Raw genomic sequence first — 18,468 nt, forward strand, 5'->3', positions numbered from 1 at the left:
GTCCGGGCTGGGTGACCAGGTCGCTGGGGTTGGTGTCGCGGCGGTCAACGGGCCTGCTTCGACGGTGATTTCGGGTCCTCCGGAGCAGGTCGCAATCGTTGTGGCCGCGTGCCGGGAGAACGGGGACCGTGCGCGGTTGATTGAGGTGGACTACGCCTCGCATGGTCCTCAGGTCGATGAGATCGCGGCTGAGCTGAACGAGGTCCTGAACGGGATCCGCCCGGTTCGGGGGACCGGAACGGAGGTGGCGTTCTATTCCACGGTGACCGGTGGCCGGGCCGATACGACCGGCCTGGATGTCGCGTACTGGGTGACCAATCTGCGGGAGCGCGTACGGTTCGCCGAGGCGATCGAGGCGTTGCTCGCCGATGGGCACCGGGTGTTCATCGAGGCCAGTACCCACCCCGTACTGACCATCGGGATGCAGGAGACCTTCGAGCACGCGGGTGTCGACGCGGTCACCGTGCCGACGCTGCGCCGTGACCACGGTGGCCGGGCTCAGCTGGTGCGGTCGCTCGCCCAGGCGTTCACCGCCGGGGTCGACATCGACTGGGCCGCACTGTTCCCCGCCGATCCGCCACCGAGGACGGTAGATCTGCCCACCTACGCCTTCCAGCATCAGCGTTACTGGCTGGACGGCCTCAGCGGGCGTGGCGCCGACCCCACCGACCTCGGGCTGATGTCCGCGGGCCACCCACTGTTGAGCGCTGCCGTGGAGCTCGCCGACGGGAGCGGCCATCTGCTGACGGGCCGGCTCTCGGCGCAGACGCATGGCTGGCTCGGTGAGCATGTGGTGGCGGGCGCCGTGCTGGTGCCCGGGACGGCATTGGTCGAGTGGGCGCTGCGGGCCGCCGACGAGGTCGGCTGTGGTGGCGTGGAGGAACTGGCGCTGCGCGTCCCGCTGGTAGTGCCGTCGGCGGGCGGGCTCCGCCTCCAGGTGGTCGTCGGTGCGCCCGGTGCGGACGGAGGGCGCGACGTGCGGATGTACTCCCGTCCCGACGACGATGCCGACCCCGGCCCGGGGTGGGTGTGTCACGCGGAGGGCGTGCTGAGCCCGGCCCCGGAGGGCTCCGCCCCGGCGGAGGAACTGGGCGGGGCATGGCCTCCGGCGGGTGCGATCCCCGTCGTCCTGGAGGAGTGCTACGAGCGGATCGCGGCGTTGGGATACGCGTACGGCCCCGCTTTCCAGGGGCTCCGGGCGGTGTGGCGGGACGGTGCGGATCTGCTGGCCGATGTGGTGTTGCCCGAGGCCGCCGGGGAGCAGACCGGATTCGGCATCCACCCGGCGCTGCTCGACGCGGCGCTGCACCCCGTTCTGCTGACCGACGAGTCCGCGGCCCACGCCGAGCCGGCCGATGGCCAGGTGTGGCTGCCGTTCAGCTGGAACGGAGTGTCGCTCCGGGCAGGCGGGGCCACCCGGGTGCGGGTCCGGCTGTCGCCTCATGAGCGGAGTGGGGAGGGCGAGCGGGCGCTGCGGATGACCGTGGCTGACGCCGTGGGCGCCCCGGTGCTGAGCGCCGATGCGGTGGTGTTGCGTTCGGCCACCACCGATCAGCTGGATACAGACCAACGGACGGGCGCGGATGGGCTGTTCGCCATGGACTGGATCCCCTTGCCGGTCCCGGCCGTGTCCAACGGCAACGGTGCGGGCCAAGCGGACGATGGCACCGACTGGGCGTTCCTGGGGGCCGAGAACAGTGTTGCGGCCGGATCCGACGTCGTATACCACCCGGATCTGGAGGCATTGATCACCGCGCTCGATGGCGGCGCGCCCGCGCCCTCGGTCGTCCTGGCCCATCAGCCCGCCACGGCCGACGACATCGGCACCGACGTCAGCCGGATGGCGGCGGACGGCCTGGCCGCGGCGGAGCGGGCCCTGACCCTGCTCCAGGGTTGGCTGGCCGAGCCGCGGCTGGCCGACGCCCGGTTGGTGGTGGTGACGCGCGGCGCCGTGGCGACAGGTGGCTCCGGTGGTGACGGAGCCGGCGCCGAGGGCGCGGATGTGGCCGGTGCCACGGTGTGGGGCCTGGTGCGCAGCGCGCAGGCCGAGAATCCGGGCCGATTCCTGCTGCTGGATCTCGAACCCCATGCCCAGGTGCCCGCCCACCACGTGGCGGACGGTGTGGCACGGGCGGCGCGGATGGACGAGTCGCAGGTGGCGCTCCGGGCGGGGCGGGTGCTGGTCCCCCGGCTGGTGCGGGCCGGCGGTGCGGGCTTGGTGGACCCGGTGAGGCACTCCGCGTGGCGCCTCGGGGTGGAGGGCGCGGCGACCGTGGACAGCGTACGGCCGGTGGCCTGCCCGGAGGTGTGGGAGCCCCTGGATGCCGGTCAGGTGCGGATCGAGGTCCACGCGGCGGGCGTCAACTTCCGCGACGCGCTGATCGTGGTGGGGATGTACCCCGGAGACGCGGTGTTCGGCGGCAGCGAGGGCGCCGGTGTGGTGCGGGAGGTCGGCCCGGGGGTGACCGGTCTCGCGGTGGGCGATCGGGTCATGGGTCTGTTCGAGGGCGCGTTCGGTCCAGTGGCCGTGGCGGACGCCCGTACGGTCGTACCCATCCCCGCCGGCTGGAGCTTCCGGCAGGCGGCCGCCGCCCCGGTGGTGTTCCTCACCGCCTGGTACGGCCTGGTGGAGCTGGGTGGGCTGCGGGCGGGGGAGTCGGTGCTGATTCATGCCGCGACGGGTGGTGTGGGGACGGCGGCGGTGCGGATCGCCCGCCATCTGGGCGCCGAGATCTACGCCACGGCCGGTCCGGGCAAGCATGCGGTGCTGGAGGAGATGGGCGTTGACCAACGGCACCGGGCCTCCTCGCGGGATCTGGACTTCGAGGAGGTGCTGCGCGAGGCGACCGGTGGCCGGGGCGTGGATGTGGTGCTCAACAGCCTCGCGGGGCCTTTCGTCGACGCCTCGGTCCGGCTGCTGGGTGACGGTGGCCGATTGCTGGAGCTAGGCAAGACCGACCTACGGGATGCGCGGCAGATAGCCGCTGAGCATCCGGGGGTGCGCTACCAGGCGTACGACCTGATCGCCGATGGCGGGCCGGACCGTATCGGCCGGATGCTGCGGGAGCTGAACGAGTTGTTCGCAGCCGGTGTGCTGGAGCCGCCGCCCGTCCGTGCGTGGCCGCTGAGCCGGGCGCGTGAGGCGTTGCGGTATCTGAGCCAGGCGAAGCACATCGGCAAGCTGGTGCTGGACGTACCGGCCGTGGTGGATCCGGACGGCACCGTACTGATCACCGGTGGCACCGGCACCCTGGGCGCGCTGGTCGCCGAACACCTCGTCCGTACCTGGAACATCAAGCACCTCCTGCTGGTCAGCCGAAGAGGCCTGGACGCCCCCGGTGCGGGGGACCTGATGACTCGGCTGTCCGATCTGGGGGCCGAGGTACGCATCGTCGCGCGGGACATCGGCGACGCCGCCGCCGTGGCCGACCTCATCGCGGACATCGACCCGGCGCATCCGCTGACCGGGGTCATCCACTCGGCGGGTGTGCTGGACGACGCGATGGTTCCGTCGCAGACTCCCAAGCGTTTGGCGCGGGCCTGGTCGGCGAAGGCCGAGGCGGCGGCCCATCTGCACACCGCGACGGCGGATCTGCGGCTGGGCATGTTTGTGATGTTCTCCTCCTTCGCCTCCGATCTGGGCACCCCCGGGCAGGCCAACTACGCGGCGGCGAACGCCTTTTGCGATGCGCTGGCCACGTACCGCCAGACCGCCGGGGATCCGGGACTGTCGGTGGCGTGGGGGCTCTGGGCGGCCACCAGCGGTCTCACCGCACAGCTGGCCGACGCCGACCTGGCCCGGATCGGCCGTCTGGGCATCAAGGCCAACAGCACCGACGAGGGACTGGCGCTGCTGGACGCCGCCTGCCGCCACGGCCATCCCCATCTGCTCGCGCTCAACCTGGACACCGGGGCCCTGGCCGCCCAGACCACCGGCACCCTGCCCACCCCCCTCCGGGCCCTCGCCGCGGGCGGCAGCGGCCGCGCCCGGCCGACCGCCGCCCCCGGTGGCCAGGACAGCGACTGGGCCGGCCGGCTCGGCGGGCTGCCGGCCACCGAACAGCACCGGCTGCTGCTCAACCTGGTGCGCAGCCACGCCGCCACGGTGCTGGGACATGCCGATCCGGGCGTGGTGCACCCGGACACGCCGTTCAAGGACCTCGGATTCGACTCGCTGACCGCCGTGGAGCTGCGCAACCGACTCGCCGCCGCCACCGGGCTGCGCCTGCCCGCGGCTCTCATCTTCGACCACCCGGAAGCGGCCGTGCTGGCCGAGCATCTGCGCCGGGAGCTCTCACCGGGCGGTGAGGTGGTGGCGCCGACGGGCTCGGGCATGCCCCACCCGGTCCTCAACGAGCTGGTCAGGCTGGAGAACAACCTGTCCGCCGTCATGGTCGAGGACGTGGACTCCGGCGCGGTGACGGCGCGGCTGGAGACCTTGCTGTCGAAGTGGAAGGCGTTGTGTTCCCCCGCCGACGACGGCAACGCGGTGGAGCGGTTGCAGGTGGCGACCGCCGATCAGGTTCTTGCATTCATCGACAACGAACTTGGCCTGTCATGACCAATGTGGCGCGCCCTTCGCTGAAGGCCGGGTGATCCTCCGTGACCCAAGCTAATGAAGAGAAGCTGGTCGACTATCTGAGGCGAGTGGCAGGCGATCTGCACGAAACGCGTCAGCGGCTGCGTGAGATGGAGGACCGCTCCCAGGAGCCGGTGGCCGTGGTGAGCATCGCCTGCCGGTATCCGGGCGGGATCACCTCGCCCGAGGAGCTGTGGCGGCTCCTCGCCTCCGGTGAACACGCGATGGGGAAGTTCCCCACCGACCGCGGCTGGGATCTGGAGGGCCTGTTCCACCCCGACCCGGACCACCCCGGCACCAGCCATGCCCGCGAGGGCGGTTTCCTCTACGACGCCGACCGGTTCGACCCGGAGTTCTTCGGGATCAGCCCGCGGGAGGCGCTGGTGACCGATCCGCAGCAGCGGCTGCTGCTGGAGGTGTCCTGGGAGTTGCTCGAGCGCGCGGGGATCGATCCCACCTCGCTCAAAGGCAGCTCCACGGGCGTCTACGCGGGGACCGCCCTCCCCGGCTTCGGCACCCCGCACATCGACAAGGGCGCCGAAGGCTATCTGGTGACCGGCAACGCTCCCAGCGTGCTCTCGGGCCGGGTGGCGTACACGCTCGGTCTGGAGGGACCGGCGGTCACGGTGGACACAGCGTGTTCCTCGTCGCTGGTGTCGATGCATCTGGCGTGCCAGGCGCTACGGCAGGGCGAGTGCACCCTGGCTCTGGCCGGTGGTGTGACGGTGATGGCCATCCCGAACGTCTTCACCGAGTTCTCCCGGCAGCGCGGTCTGGCGCCCGACGGCCGGTGCAAGGCGTTCTCCGCCGACGCGGACGGCACCGCCTTCTCCGAGGGCGTCGGGCTGGTGCTGCTGGAGCGGCTGTCCGACGCCCGCCGCCACGGTCATCGGGTGCTCGCGCTGATCAGGGGCTCCGCCATCAACCAGGACGGCGCGTCGAACGGCCTGACCGCCCCCAGCGGACCCTCCCAACAGCGAGTCATCACCCAGGCGCTGGCGAACGCGCGGCTGTCACCGGCCGAGGTGGACGTGGTGGAGGCGCACGGCACCGGCACCCGGCTGGGGGATCCGATCGAGGCGCATGCGCTGCTGACCACCTACGGCCAGGACCGGCCCGACGGGCGGCCGCTGTGGCTGGGGTCCGTCAAGTCCAACATCGGACACACCCAGGGCGCCGCGGGCGTGGCCGGCGTCATCAAGATGATCACGGCAATGCGGTACGAGACGCTGCCCGCGACCCTGAACGTCACGCAGCCCACACCCCATGTCGACTGGGCGGCAGGCACCGTACGTCTGCTCACCGAACCCGTCGACTGGCCGCGTGGCGAGCGCCCCCGCCGCGCCGCCGTGTCCTCGTTCGGCATCTCCGGAACCAACGCCCATCTGCTGCTTGAGCAGCCACCTGTCCGCGCCGAGGGCCAGGGCACCCCCCTGCCGGACGGATCCGCGGTGCCCTGGGTGCTGTCCGCCCGTACCGATCAGGCGCTACGCGACCAGGCCGAAGCACTGGCCACCCATCTGGAGGTCTACCCCGGGCTGTCCGTGGGCGATGTGGGCTGGTCGCTCGCCCGGACCCGCTCGGCATTCGAACACCGGGCCGTGGCCGTCGGCGAGGAACGTGAGGAGTTGCTGACGGCCGTACGGGCCCTGGCCGACGGCTGCGGCCACCCCGCGCTGACGCGGGCCACGGTGGCCGCCCGCTCCGGCGGCACCGCCTTCATGTTCACCGGACAGGGGAGCCAGCAGCCCGGTACGGGCCACGAGCTGTACCGCATCTTTGAGGTGTTCGCCACCGCCATCGACGACGTGTGCGCCCATCTGGACCCGCTGCTCGGCCGCTCGCTGCGCGACATCGTCTTCGCCGCGGAGGACACCGACGAGGCGCGGGCGCTGCACGGGACCGGGGTGACCCAGGCGGCCCTCTTCGCGCTGGAGACCGCCCTCTTCCGGCTCGTCACCTCCTTCGGCCTCACCCCGGCCTTCCTGACCGGCCACTCCGTCGGCGAGCTGGTGGCCGCTCATGTGGCGGGCGTACTGTCCCTGCCGGATGCCTGCGAGCTGGTCGCCGCCCGGGGACGGCTGATGCAGGCGCTTCCGGCCGGTGGCGCCATGGCCGCCGTCGAGGCGGCCGAGGAGCAGGTCCTGCCGCTGCTCGCGGACCGTGAGGACCGCGTCGCGCTCGCCGCCGTCAACGGCCCTACCGCCGTCGTGGTGTCCGGGGACGCCGAGGCCGTCGACGAGATCGCCCGCACCCTCAAGGAGCGGGGACACCGGACCAAGCGGCTGCGCGTCAGCCACGCGTTCCACTCGCCGCTCCTGGACCCCATGCTGGACGAGTTCCGCGACGTGGCCCGCCGGCTCACCTATCACGCGCCACGGATTCCGGTGATCTCCAACCTCACCGGCGCTCCGGCCGCCGCCGGGCAGCTTCGCGACCCCGAGTACTGGGTACGTCACGTCCGGCAGCCCGTACGCTTCCACGATGGTCTGCGGACGCTCCGCGCGGAGGGGGTGGCGCGCTACCTCGAACTCGGGCCGGACGCTGTCCTCACCACCGTGGCCCAGGACAGCCTCGCCCACGGGGAGGAGTCCACCCCGGACACCGCCCCCGTGTGCGCCGCCGCCCTGCGCCACGGCCGCGACGAGCCCCGCACCCTGCTGGCGGCCCTGGCCCTGATGCACATCGACGGTGACACGGTTGACTTCTCCGCCGCCCTCCCGAAGGGCGCGGGCCATGTCGACCTGCCCACCTACCGGTTCCAGCGCCGGCGGTACTGGCGGCCCGTCCCGAACGCCACCGCCGACGTACGCGCCGTCGGCCTCGGCACCACCGACCACCCCCTGCTCCCGGCCGCCGTGGAGACGCCCGACGGCGGGCTGCTGCTGACCGGGCGGCTGTCCCTGCGCACCCACGCCTGGCTGGTGGACCACACCATCGCGGACAGCGTGCCCTTGCCCGGCACGGCCCTGCTGGAGCTGGCCCTGCTCGCCGCGGCACGGACCGGCTGTGAGCTGCTCGACGATCTCACCCTGGAGACACCCCTGATCCTGCCCGCCACGGGCGCGGTGCGGATCCAGCTCGCGGTGGCCGCCCCCGACGAGTCCGGCCGGCGTCCCCTCACCCTCTCCTCGCGGCCGGCGGACGGGGAGAGCGACGACCCGGGAGCCACGGCGCTCTGGCGTCGCCACGCCGCCGGTGTCCTGACCGAGGCGGCCACCACCCCGCCCGTGGCCGCACCGCCCCCTGCGGCCTGGCCACCGGCCGGGGCCGTAGCGATCGACGTGACCGAGCTGTACGAGCGCCTGACCGCCCAGGGCTACACATACGGACCCGCCTTCCGGGGGCTGCACGCGGCGTGGAGGCTCGGCGAGGAGATGTTCGCCGAGGTCCGCCTGGCACCGGAGCAGCGCGGCGAGGCCGACGGATACGGCATGCACCCCGCCCTGCTCGACAGCGCGCTGCACCCGGTGGAAGAGCTGTTCAACGGCGGCTACCGGCCTGATGGCACGGCGGGGACCGTCAGGCTGCCGTTCTCCTTCAGCGGGGTGCGGCTGTTCGCCACCGGCGCCACCCGGCTGCGGGTCCGGATCACACCGACCGCTTCGGACACCGTCACCCTGACGCTGACCGATGACAACGGCGCACCCGTGGCCACGATCGCATCCCTCGGGCTGCGGGAAATCCCCGCCGACCGCTGGCGCTCCGTCCGAGCGGCCGCGAGGGACGACTCCCTGTACCGGCTGGACTGGCAACCCGGTCCCGTTGCCGTCGACGCCCTTGCGGCGGCGGCGAGTTGGGCCGTCGTCGGACCGGGCCGGCTCGGCCTGGCCACCTCGGCCCACCCGGATCTGACCGCGCTCATGACCGCCGTCGACGACGGGCTGCCGGTCCCCGACTTCGTCATCCTGGAATGCCCCGGTGCACCGGACACGCCCTCGGACCCGGACGACACGCCCGCGCGGGTGCGCGCGGCCGCCCATCATGTACTCGGCGCGCTGCGCGAGTGGCTGACGGACGAGCGCCTCAGCCCGGCCCGGCTGGTCATCGCGACCCGCGGCGCGGTCGCCACCGGCCCCGAGGACGAGCCCGCCGACCTGGTCACCGCACCCGTCTGGGGCCTGGTCCGCGCCGCGCAGGCCGAACACCAGGACCGGATCCTGCTCCTGGACCTGGACGACGACCCCGACTCGCGCCACACCCTGCACACCGCCCTTCCGGCCGCCGTGGCGGGTGCCGAATCCGAGCTGGCGGTACGGGAGGGCACGGTCCGCGTGCCGCGTCTGGTAAGGGCCCGCCCCGACCAGGACACCTCCCTCCCCGCCCTCGATCCGGACGGAACGGTCCTGATCACCGGTGGCACCGGAGCGCTGGGCCGACTGGTCGCCCGGCACCTGGCCACCGCCCACGGCGTACGCCATCTGCTGCTGGTCAGCCGGCGCGGCGGCGCCACGGAGGACATCGACGCGTTCGTGGCCGAACTGACCGCGCTGGGCGCCGGCGTACGCATCGCCGCCTGCGATGCGGCCGACCCCCAGGCGCTGGCAGCGCTGCTCGCCACCGTCCCCGCGGAACACCGGTTGACGGCCGTGATCCACGCCGCCGGGGTGCTCGACGACGGCGTGGTCTCCGCGATGACACCCGACCAACTCGACGCCGTACTCGCCCCGAAGCTCGACGCCGCGTGGCATTTGCACCGGCTGACCGAGCCGATGGATCCGGCCGCCTTCGTGATGTTCTCCTCCGCCACCTCCCTCATGGGCAACGGTGGCCAGGCCAACTACGCCGCCGCGAACATGTTTCTCAACGCGCTCGCGGAACACCGTCGCGCCGAGGGCCGTACGGCACACACCCTGGCCTGGGGGCTGCTGGCCGCCGCCGGCGGAATGACCGGCCACCTCGATGACACCGACCTGGCCAGGATGGCCCGCTCCGGCAACGCCCCCGTCTCCAACGAGCAGGCGCTGGCGCTGTTCGACACGGCGCTGACCACCGCGTACCCGACCGTCGTCCCGGCCCGGTTCGACCTGGGCGCGCTGCGCGCACGGGCCGCTTGCGGACCGCTGCCGCCCGTACTGCGGCGCCTGGTGCACACTCCGGCGCGGCCCGCCGTGGACTCCGGGACGGTGCTATGGGCCGGACGGCTGGCCGGGCTGCCCACCGAGGAGCAGGACCGACTCATCGGCGAACTGGTCCGCGATCAGGTCGCCACCGTGCTCGCGCATCCCACACCCGGGGCCATTGAGCCGGGCAGGGCCTTCCAGGAGCTCGGCTTCGACTCACTGACCGCCCTCGACCTGCGGAATCGGCTCAACGCGGCCACCGGTACCCGGATCCCGGCCACCGTCATCTTCGACTACCCGACCCCCGACGCCCTGGTGCGCTTTCTGCGCGACCAGCTGCTCGGTGCACCGGCCGCGGCGCCCCGCGGACCGACGGCGGCCGTGGTGGCGGCCGACGACGATCCGATCGCCATCGTCGGGATGGCCTGCCGCTATCCCGGCGCGGTCGGTTCACCGGAGGCGCTGTGGCGGCTGGTGGCCGACGGTGTCGACGCGATCGGGGAGTTCCCCTCGGACCGCGGCTGGGACCTCGCCCACCTCTTCGATGCGGACCCGGACCACGCCGGCACCAGCTATGCCCGCGAGGGCGGATTTCTGTACGAGGCGCCGCGGTTCGACGCCGAATTCTTCGGGATCAGCCCGCGCGAGGCCCTGGCGACCGACCCACAGCAGCGGTTGCTGCTGGAGACCGCGTGGCAGGCGTTCGAGAACGCGGGCATCGATCCCGTGAGCCTGCGCGGCAGCCAGAGCGCGGTGATCACCGGAGTCATGTACGACGACTACGGCGGCCGCTTCCTGGGCCGCACCCCCGAGGGCGTGGAGGGACGCCTGATGACCGGCAGCACACCGAGTATCGCCTCCGGGCGGGTGGCGTTCACCTTCGGCCTGGAGGGGCCCGCGGTGACGGTGGACACGGCGTGTTCGTCGTCGCTGGTGGCCATGCACTTGGCAGCCCAGGCGCTGCGGCAGGGAGAGTGCACGCTGGCCCTGGCCGGCGGGGTGACGGTGATGGCCACGCCGAACACCTTCGTCGAGTTCTCGCGCCGGCGCGGGCTGGCGTCGGACGGGCGCTGCAAGCCCTTCGCGGCGGCGGCCGACGGCACGGGCTGGGGCGAGGGCGTCGGCCTGCTCGTGCTGGAGCGGCTGTCGGACGCGCGGCGCAACGGCCATCGGGTGCTGGCGGTGATGCGGGGCTCGGCGGTCAATCAGGACGGCGCGTCGAACGGTCTGACGGCGCCGAACGGCCCCTCGCAGCAGCGGGTGATCCGCCAGGCGCTGGCCACCGCGCGCCTCTCTCCGGCCGACGTCGACGCGGTGGAGGCACATGGCACCGGAACCACCCTCGGCGACCCCATCGAGGCCCAGGCCCTGCTCGCCACCTACGGACAGGACCGGCCGGAAGGCCGGCCGCTGTGGCTCGGCTCGGTCAAGTCCAACATCGGTCACACCCAGGCCGCCGCCGGAGTGGCGGGGGTGATCAAGATGGTGATGGCGATGCGGCACGGTCTGTTGCCCGCCTCCCTGCACATCGACGAGCCCAGCCCGCATGTGGAATGGGACGACGGCGGGGTGCGGCTGCTGACGGAGGCGGTCGAGTGGCCCCGGTCCGAACGGCCCCGCCGGGCGGCCGTGTCCTCCTTCGGTATCAGCGGCACCAACGCCCATGTAATCCTTGAACAGGCCCCTGAGCAGCCGGAACATACGGAGCCAAGGGTGCGGGAGCCCCGTGTGGTGCCCTGGGTGCTGTCCGCCCGCGGCACGATGGCGTTGCGGGACCAGGCACGGGCGCTGGCCGCACATCTGACCACCGACCGTGCGGCGTCGCCCGCCGAGGTGGGCTGGTCGCTCATCGGCACCCGCACCCTGTTCGACCACCGGGCCGTGGTGGTCGGCGAGGGCCGCGCGGAGTTGATGGCGGCGGTCGAAGCGCTGGCCGCCGACGAAACACATCCGGGCGTCGTGCACTCCGGCGCCGCCACGACCACCGGCGGCGTAGGCCCGGTGCTGGTGTTCCCGGGCCAGGGCTCCCAGTGGATCGGGATGGGCGCGGGGCTGCTGGACGTCTCCCCGGTGTTCGCGGCGCGGACGGCGGAATGCGAACGGGCCCTCGCACCCTACGTCGACTGGTCACTGACGGACGTACTGCGCGGCGCGGACGGTGTGGGCGAGCTGAGCCGGGTCGATGTGGTGCAGCCCGTGCTCTGGGCGGTGATGGTGTCCCTGGCCGCCGTCTGGGCGGGCTACGGTGTGCAACCCGCCGCCGTCGTCGGCCACAGTCAAGGCGAGATCGCCGCCGCCTGCGTCGCCGGAGCACTCTCCTTGGCGGACGGCGCCCGGATCGTGGCCCTGCGCAGCCAGGCGCTGCGCCGGCTGGCCGGTGGCGGGGCGATGGCCTCCCTGGGCGTCGGTCAGGACCAGGCGGCCGCGTTGCTCGCCCGACTCGGCGAGCGCGCCGCCGCCGTAGTCGTGGCCGCCGTCAACGGGCCCGCGTCCACCGTCGTCTCCGGGCCCCCGGAGCAGGTGACAACGGCGGTGGCCGCCTGCCGCGACACCGGTGAGCGGGCCCGGATGATCGAGGTGGACTACGCCTCGCACAGCCCGCAGGTCGACGGGATCACCAATGAACTCGCCGGGCTTCTCAGCGGAGTTGACCCTGTCGGGGAGCCCGGGACGGGCGTGGCGTTCTACTCCACCGTGACCGGTGGCCGGGCCGACGCAGCGCTTCTCGACACCGCGTACTGGGTGCGTAATCTGCGGGAGCGGGTGCGGTTCGCCGAGGCGATCCAGGCGCTGCTGACCGATGGCCACCGGGTGTTCATCGAGGCCAGCACCCACCCCGTACTGACCGTCGGGATGCAGGAGAGCTTCGAGGAAGCGGGCATCCAGGCCGTTACGGTCCCCACGCTGCGCCGCGACCATGGCGACCTCGCCCAGCTGGTGCGGTCGGTGGCCCAGGCGTTCACCGCCGGGATCGCGGTGGACTGGACCGCCCTGTTCCCCACTGACCCCACACCGCGGACGGTGCCGCTGCCCACGTACGCCTTCCAGCGCGAGCGGTACTGGCTCGACGGCGCCAGTGGCCGTGGCGGCGACCCCGCCGACCTCGGCCTGGTCTCCGCGGACCACCCGCTGCTCGGCGCGGCCGTGGAACTGGCCGACGGCAGCACCCATCTGCTCACCGGCCGGATCGTGGCTGGTGGTGGCGAGGGCTGGCTCAGCGAGCATGTGGTGGCGGGCACGGCGCTGGTACCGGGCGCGGCGCAGGTCGAGTGGGCGCTGCGGGCGGCCGACGCGGCCGGTTGCGGCGCGGTGGAGGAACTGGCGCTGCAGGTCCCGCTGGCGCTTCCGGAGTCGGGAGGGCTGCGCGTCCAAGTGGTCGTGGGCGAGGCCACCGAGGACGGGCGGCGCGACGTACGGATGTACTGCCGCCCCGACCGTGACGCCGAGCCCACCGCCGACACGGCATGGGTGTGCCACGCGGTCGGCGTGCTCGCCCCACCCCGGGAAGACGACCGTGCGCACCAGCCGCCCGGTGCCGGGGCCTGGCCTCCGCCGGGTGCGGAGCCGGTGGACACGGAGGGGTTCTACGAGCGGGCCGCGGCGGCCGGATACGGATACGGACCCGCCTTCCGGGGCGTACGGAAGCTGTGGCGCGACGGTGCGGATGTGCTCGCCGAAGTGGCGTTGCCCGAAGCCGCCGGAGAGCAGGACGGATTCGGCATCCACCCAGCGTTGCTGGACGCCGCCCTGCACCCGGCCGCGATGCTCGTCGACCACCTCGGACACACGGACGACGGCGAGCGGGTGTGGCTGCCGTTCGCCTGGAACGGGGTGTCGCTGTGGGCCGCCGGGGCGACCACCGTACGCGTCCGATTGTCCCCGCACGAGCAGGGTGCGGAGGGCGAGCGGGCGCTGCGGGTGACCGTGTCCGACGCCGTGGGCGACCCCGTCCTGACCGTCGACTCACTCGTGCTGCGCCCCGCCCGTACGGATCAGCTGCGGACCGCGGGCCGTTCCGAGGTGGACGGGCTGTTCACCCTGGACTGGATTCTCCTGCCGGTGGCGGCTCCGGGTGTCGGCAGTGTGCTGCCGGAGCCGATGGCCGGGGACGGCGGCTGGGCGGTACTGGGCTCCACGGGCGAGGACTGGGACGCGCCGGGTGTGATGTGCCATCCGGATCTGGAGTCGCTGATCGCGTCGTTCGCCACCGGAGGTCCGGTGCCTTCGGTGGTCCTGACCGGCGTTCCCTGCGCGCAAGCGGCTGCCGGAGGCATCAGCGAGACCGGTGGCCTGGCCGCCGTGCAGCGGATGGCGCACCTATTGCGGGGGTGGCTGGCCGAACCGCGGTTGGCCGAGGCGCGCTTGGTGGTGGTCACCCGCGGCGGGGTCGCGACCGGCCGTGCCGGGGCCGAGGAACCCGGCGCCGAGGTCGTGGACGCGGCCGTTGCCGCCGTGTGGGGCCTGCTGCGCAGCGCACAGGCGGAGAACCCGGAGCGATTCATCCTGCTCGACCTCGACCCCCACGGCGGAACCGGCCCCGAGGAGGTCGGCGCCGGGGTGGTGGACGGTGTGCTGCGGGCGGCCGGGATGGACGAGCCGCAAGTGGCGGTGCGTGCGGGCCGCCTCTGGGCGCCTCGGCTGATGCGCGCCGGTGCCGCCGGCAGCGGCGACCTGGTGGGCCCGGTGGGGCAACCGGCGTGGCGACTGGCCGTGAAAGGCGCGTCGACCGTGGAAAACGTGACGGTCGTGCCATGCCCCGAGGCGCTGGAGCCGCTGGGGCCCGGTGAGGTCCGTATCGCGGTGCACGCGGCGGGCATGAACTTCCGGGACGCGCTGATCGTGGTGGGGATGTACCCGGGCGGCGGGGTGTTCCGGGGCAGTGAGGGCGCCGGTGTCGTCACGGATATCGGTGCGGAGGTGACCGGTCTCGCGGTCGGCGATCGCGTCATGGGCCTGTTCGAGGGCGCGTTCGGCCCGCAGGTGGTGGCGGATGCGCGGATGGTGGTGCCGATCCCGGAGGGCTGGAGCTTCCGGCAGGCGGCTGCGGTACCGGTGGTGTTTCTGACGGCCTGGTACGGGCTGGTGGAGTTGGGCGGACTCCAGGCAGGGGAGTCGGTGCTGATCCATGCGGCGGCCGGTGGCGTCGGCATGGCGGCGGTGCAGATCGCCCGGCATCTGGGTGCGGAGATCTATGCCACGGCCAGTCCGGGCAAGCATGCGGTGCTGGAGGAGATGGGCATCGACCGGGCGCACCGGGCCTCGTCGCGCGATCTGGACTTCGAGGATGTGCTGCGCGAGGCCACCGGCGGACGCGGTGTGGATGTGGTGCTGAACAGCCTCGCCGGACCCTTCGTCGACGCCTCGCTGCGGCTGCTGGCCGACGGCGGCCGGCTCTCCGAGATGGGCAAGACCGACATCCGCCATCCCGACCACATCGCGGCCGAGTACGCGGGCGTACGCTACCGGGCCTTCGACCTCGTCCCCGACGCTGGACCGGACCGCATCGGGGCGATGCTGCGCGAGTTGCGCGCGCTGTTCGCCGCCGGGGTGCTGCGGCCCGCGCCCGTACGGAGCCGGCCGCTCAGCCGGGCCCGGGACGCCCTGCGGGAGCTGAGCCAGGCCCGTCACACCGGCAAGCTGGTGCTCGACGTACCCGCCGCGGTCGACCCCGACGGCACGGTGCTGATCACGGGCGGCACCGGCACCCTGGGTGGCCTGGTCGCCGAACATCTGGTCCGCGCCTGGCGGGTCGGCCATCTGGTGCTGGCGAGCAGGCGGGGCGAGGACGCCCCGGGCGCCAAGGAACTGGCCTCCCGGCTCGCCGAGCTCGGCGCTCGGGTGCGGATCGCCGCGGTGGACGTCACCGACGCGGCAGCCGTGGCGGACCTGGTGGCGGGCATCGACCCCGAGCATCCCCTGACCGGTGTCATCCACGCCACGGGGCTGTTGGACGACGCCGTGGTCACCTCGCAGACTCCGGAGCGCATCGCCCGGGTGTGGGCGGCGAAGGCCACGGCCGCGGCCCACCTCCACGCGGCGACGGCCCATCTGCGTCTGGGTGTGTTCGTGCTGTTCTCCTCGGCGGCGGGCACACTGGGCAGCCCGGGGCAGGCCAACTACGCTGCGGCGAACGCCTTTTGCGATGCGCTGGCCGCACACCGCCGGGCCGCCGGACTGCCGGGGGTGTCGGTGGCATGGGGCCTGTGGGCCGACACCAGCGGAATGACCGGACACCTGGCCGAGGCGGATCTGGCCCGGATGGCCCGTACCGGCGTCAACGCACTTGGCACCCAGCAGGGCTTGGCCCTGCTCGACGCCGCCGTCCAACACGGTGGCGGCCACGTGGTCGCGGCCGGTGTGGATCCCCGTACCCTGGCCGGCCTGCCCGCCGACAGCCTGCCCGCCGCGCTCCGCGCCCTGGCCACCACGGTCGGCGGTAGCGGAGCCGGGCGGCGTACGGCGGCGGCCGCCGGTGGCGGACAGCAGGTCGACTGGCGTGCTCGGCTCGCGGGCCTGTCGACGGCCGAGCGGCATCGTCTTGTGCTCAATCTGGTCCGTGGCCACGCGGCCACGGTGCTCGGACACGCCGATGTGGACGCGGTGCAGGCCGATGCCAGCTTCAAGGAGCTGGGCTTCGACTCGCTTACCGCCGTGGAGCTGCGCAACCGGCTGGCCGCGGCCACCGGTCTCCGTCTGCCCGCCGCCATGGCCTTCGACTATCCGGAGGCTGCTGTGCTGGCCGAATATCTGCTGGAACGGCTGACGCCCGACGACGGAGCCGCCGCGGGCACGGACGCCGTCGATCCCGTCCTCAATGAATTGGCACGGCTCGATACGACCCTGGCCACCCTCGTCACGGACGAGGAAGGCCGCCAAAGGATCGCCAAACGGCTGAGCGGACTGCTGACGAAATGGAATGGCAGTCCCACCGACCCGGCCGGCCCGACGGACTTCAGCGCTCTTGAGTCCGCGTCGGACGACGAGATGTTCGAGCTGATTGACCGTGAACTGCCCTGATGGAGGAGCGAAAACTGATGTCGGGTACGGAAGAGAAGCTCCGTCAGTACCTCAAGCGGGTGACGGCCGATCTGGGGCAGACTCGTCAGCGCTTGCGGGAGGTGGAGGAACGGTGGCAGGAGCCGGTGGCCATTGTCAGCATGGCCTGCCGGTTTCCCGGCGGGATCGCCTCGCCGGAGGATCTGTGGGAGCTGGTCGCCTCTCACGGGGACGGGATCGGGGAATTCCCGACCGACCGCGGCTGGAATCTCGACGGCATCTACCATCCGGATCCGGATCACTCCGGCACCAGCTATGTCCGTCGGGGCGGATTCCTGGACCGGGCGGACGGCTTCGACGCCGCGTTCTTCGGCATCAGTCCGCGCGAGGCTTTGGCGGCCGAACCGCAACAACGCCAGCTCCTGGAAGTCTCCTGGGAACTGGTCGAACGAGCGGGTATTGACCCCCTTTCACTGAAGGGCACCCAGACCGGCGTATACGCGGGCGCCGGTATTCTCGGCTTCGGCACACCGCATGTCGAAAAGAGCGCCGAAGGCTATCTGCTGACCGGCAATACACTCAGTGTCGTCTCGGGCCGGGTGGCTTTCTCCCTCGGCCTGGAGGGGCCGGCGGTGACGGTGGACACGGCATGCTCGTCGTCTCTGGTGGCGATGCACTTGGCGTGCCAGGCGCTGCGGCAGGGCGAGTGCACCCTGGCCATGGCCGGTGGCGTGACCGTGATGACCACGCCGAACACCTTTGTGGAGTTCTCGCGCCAGCGCGGGCTGGCCCCCGACGGCCGCTGCAAGCCCTTCGCCGCCGCCGCGGACGGCACGGGCTTCTCCGAGGGCGTCGGGCTGCTGCTGTTGGAGCGGCTGTCCGACGCGCGGCGCAACGGCCACCAGGTGCTGGCGGTCATCCGGGGCTCGGCCATCAACCAGGACGGCGCGTCGAACGGCCTGACCGCGCCGAACGGCCCCTCGCAACAGCGAGTGATCCGTCAGGCGCTCATCAACGCCCAGCTGTCGTCCGCCGAGGTGGACGCGGTGGAAGCGCATGGCACGGGTACCACGCTCGGCGACCCGATCGAGGCCGAGGCGCTTCTCGCCGCGTACGGTCGGGACCGGTCGCCCGAACAGCCACTGTGGCTCGGTTCGTTGAAGTCGAACATCGGTCATACGCAGGGCGCCGCGGGTGTCGCGGGCGTGATCAAGATGGTGATGGCCCTGCGCCATGAGCTACTGCCGGCCACTCTGCACGTCGATGAGCCCACTCCGCACGCGGACTGGGACAGCGGTGCGGTGCGGCTGCTGACCGAGCCGGTCGCATGGCCCCGGAACGAGCGCCCGCGCCGGGTCGGGGTCTCCGCGTTCGGTATCAGTGGCACCAATGCGCATGTGATTGTGGAGCAGGCTCCTGAGGTGGGGGAGCGGGGCGCGGTGGGGCCTTCGCGTGACGGCGGTGGGGGGGTGCCGTGGGTGGTGTCGGGGCGGAGTGTGGAGGCGTTGCGGGGGCAGGCTGCGGCGTTGGCGGCGTGTGTGGTCGGGGGTTCTGGGGTGTCGGCTGCTGAGGTGGGGTGGTCGTTGGTGGCGACGCGGTCGGTGTTCGAGCACCGGGCGGTGGTGGTCGGCGAGAACCGTGAAGAGCTGGTTGCGGCTGTGGGGGCGTTGGCGGCTGGTGAGTCGCATCCGGGGGTTGTGTATTCGGGTGTTCCGGTGGTGGCTGGTGATGTGGGTCCGGTGTTGGTGTTTCCCGGGCAGGGGTCTCAGTGGGTGGGGATGGGTGCGGGGTTGTTGGATGCTTCGCCGGTGTTCGCGGGGCGGGTGGTGG

At 72.6% G+C, this 18,468-nt stretch carries 3 protein-coding genes; all 3 read left to right on the forward strand.

Features of this window, described 5'->3' with window-relative positions; genetic code table 11:
- Window positions 1–7: 7 nt before the first annotated feature.
- Window positions 8–4,561 (forward strand): SDR family NAD(P)-dependent oxidoreductase, encoded by a 4,554-nt coding sequence (locus tag ABZS71_RS34420; protein ID WP_356216503.1) that lies wholly within the window; start codon window positions 8–10, stop codon window positions 4,559–4,561.
- Between the two features lie 41 nt (window positions 4,562–4,602).
- Window positions 4,603–16,659, forward strand: a complete 12,057-nt coding sequence (locus ABZS71_RS34425; RefSeq protein WP_356216500.1) for an SDR family NAD(P)-dependent oxidoreductase — start codon at window positions 4,603–4,605, stop codon at window positions 16,657–16,659.
- Between the two features lie 17 nt (window positions 16,660–16,676).
- Window positions 16,677–18,468, forward strand: a 1,792-nt coding sequence (locus tag ABZS71_RS34430) for a type I polyketide synthase (RefSeq protein ID WP_356216506.1), incomplete at its 3' end; no start/stop codon positions are given.

The sequence above is a fragment of the Streptomyces sp. NPDC005393 genome (assembly GCF_040606675.1).
Lineage (GTDB): Bacteria > Actinomycetota > Actinomycetes > Streptomycetales > Streptomycetaceae > Streptomyces.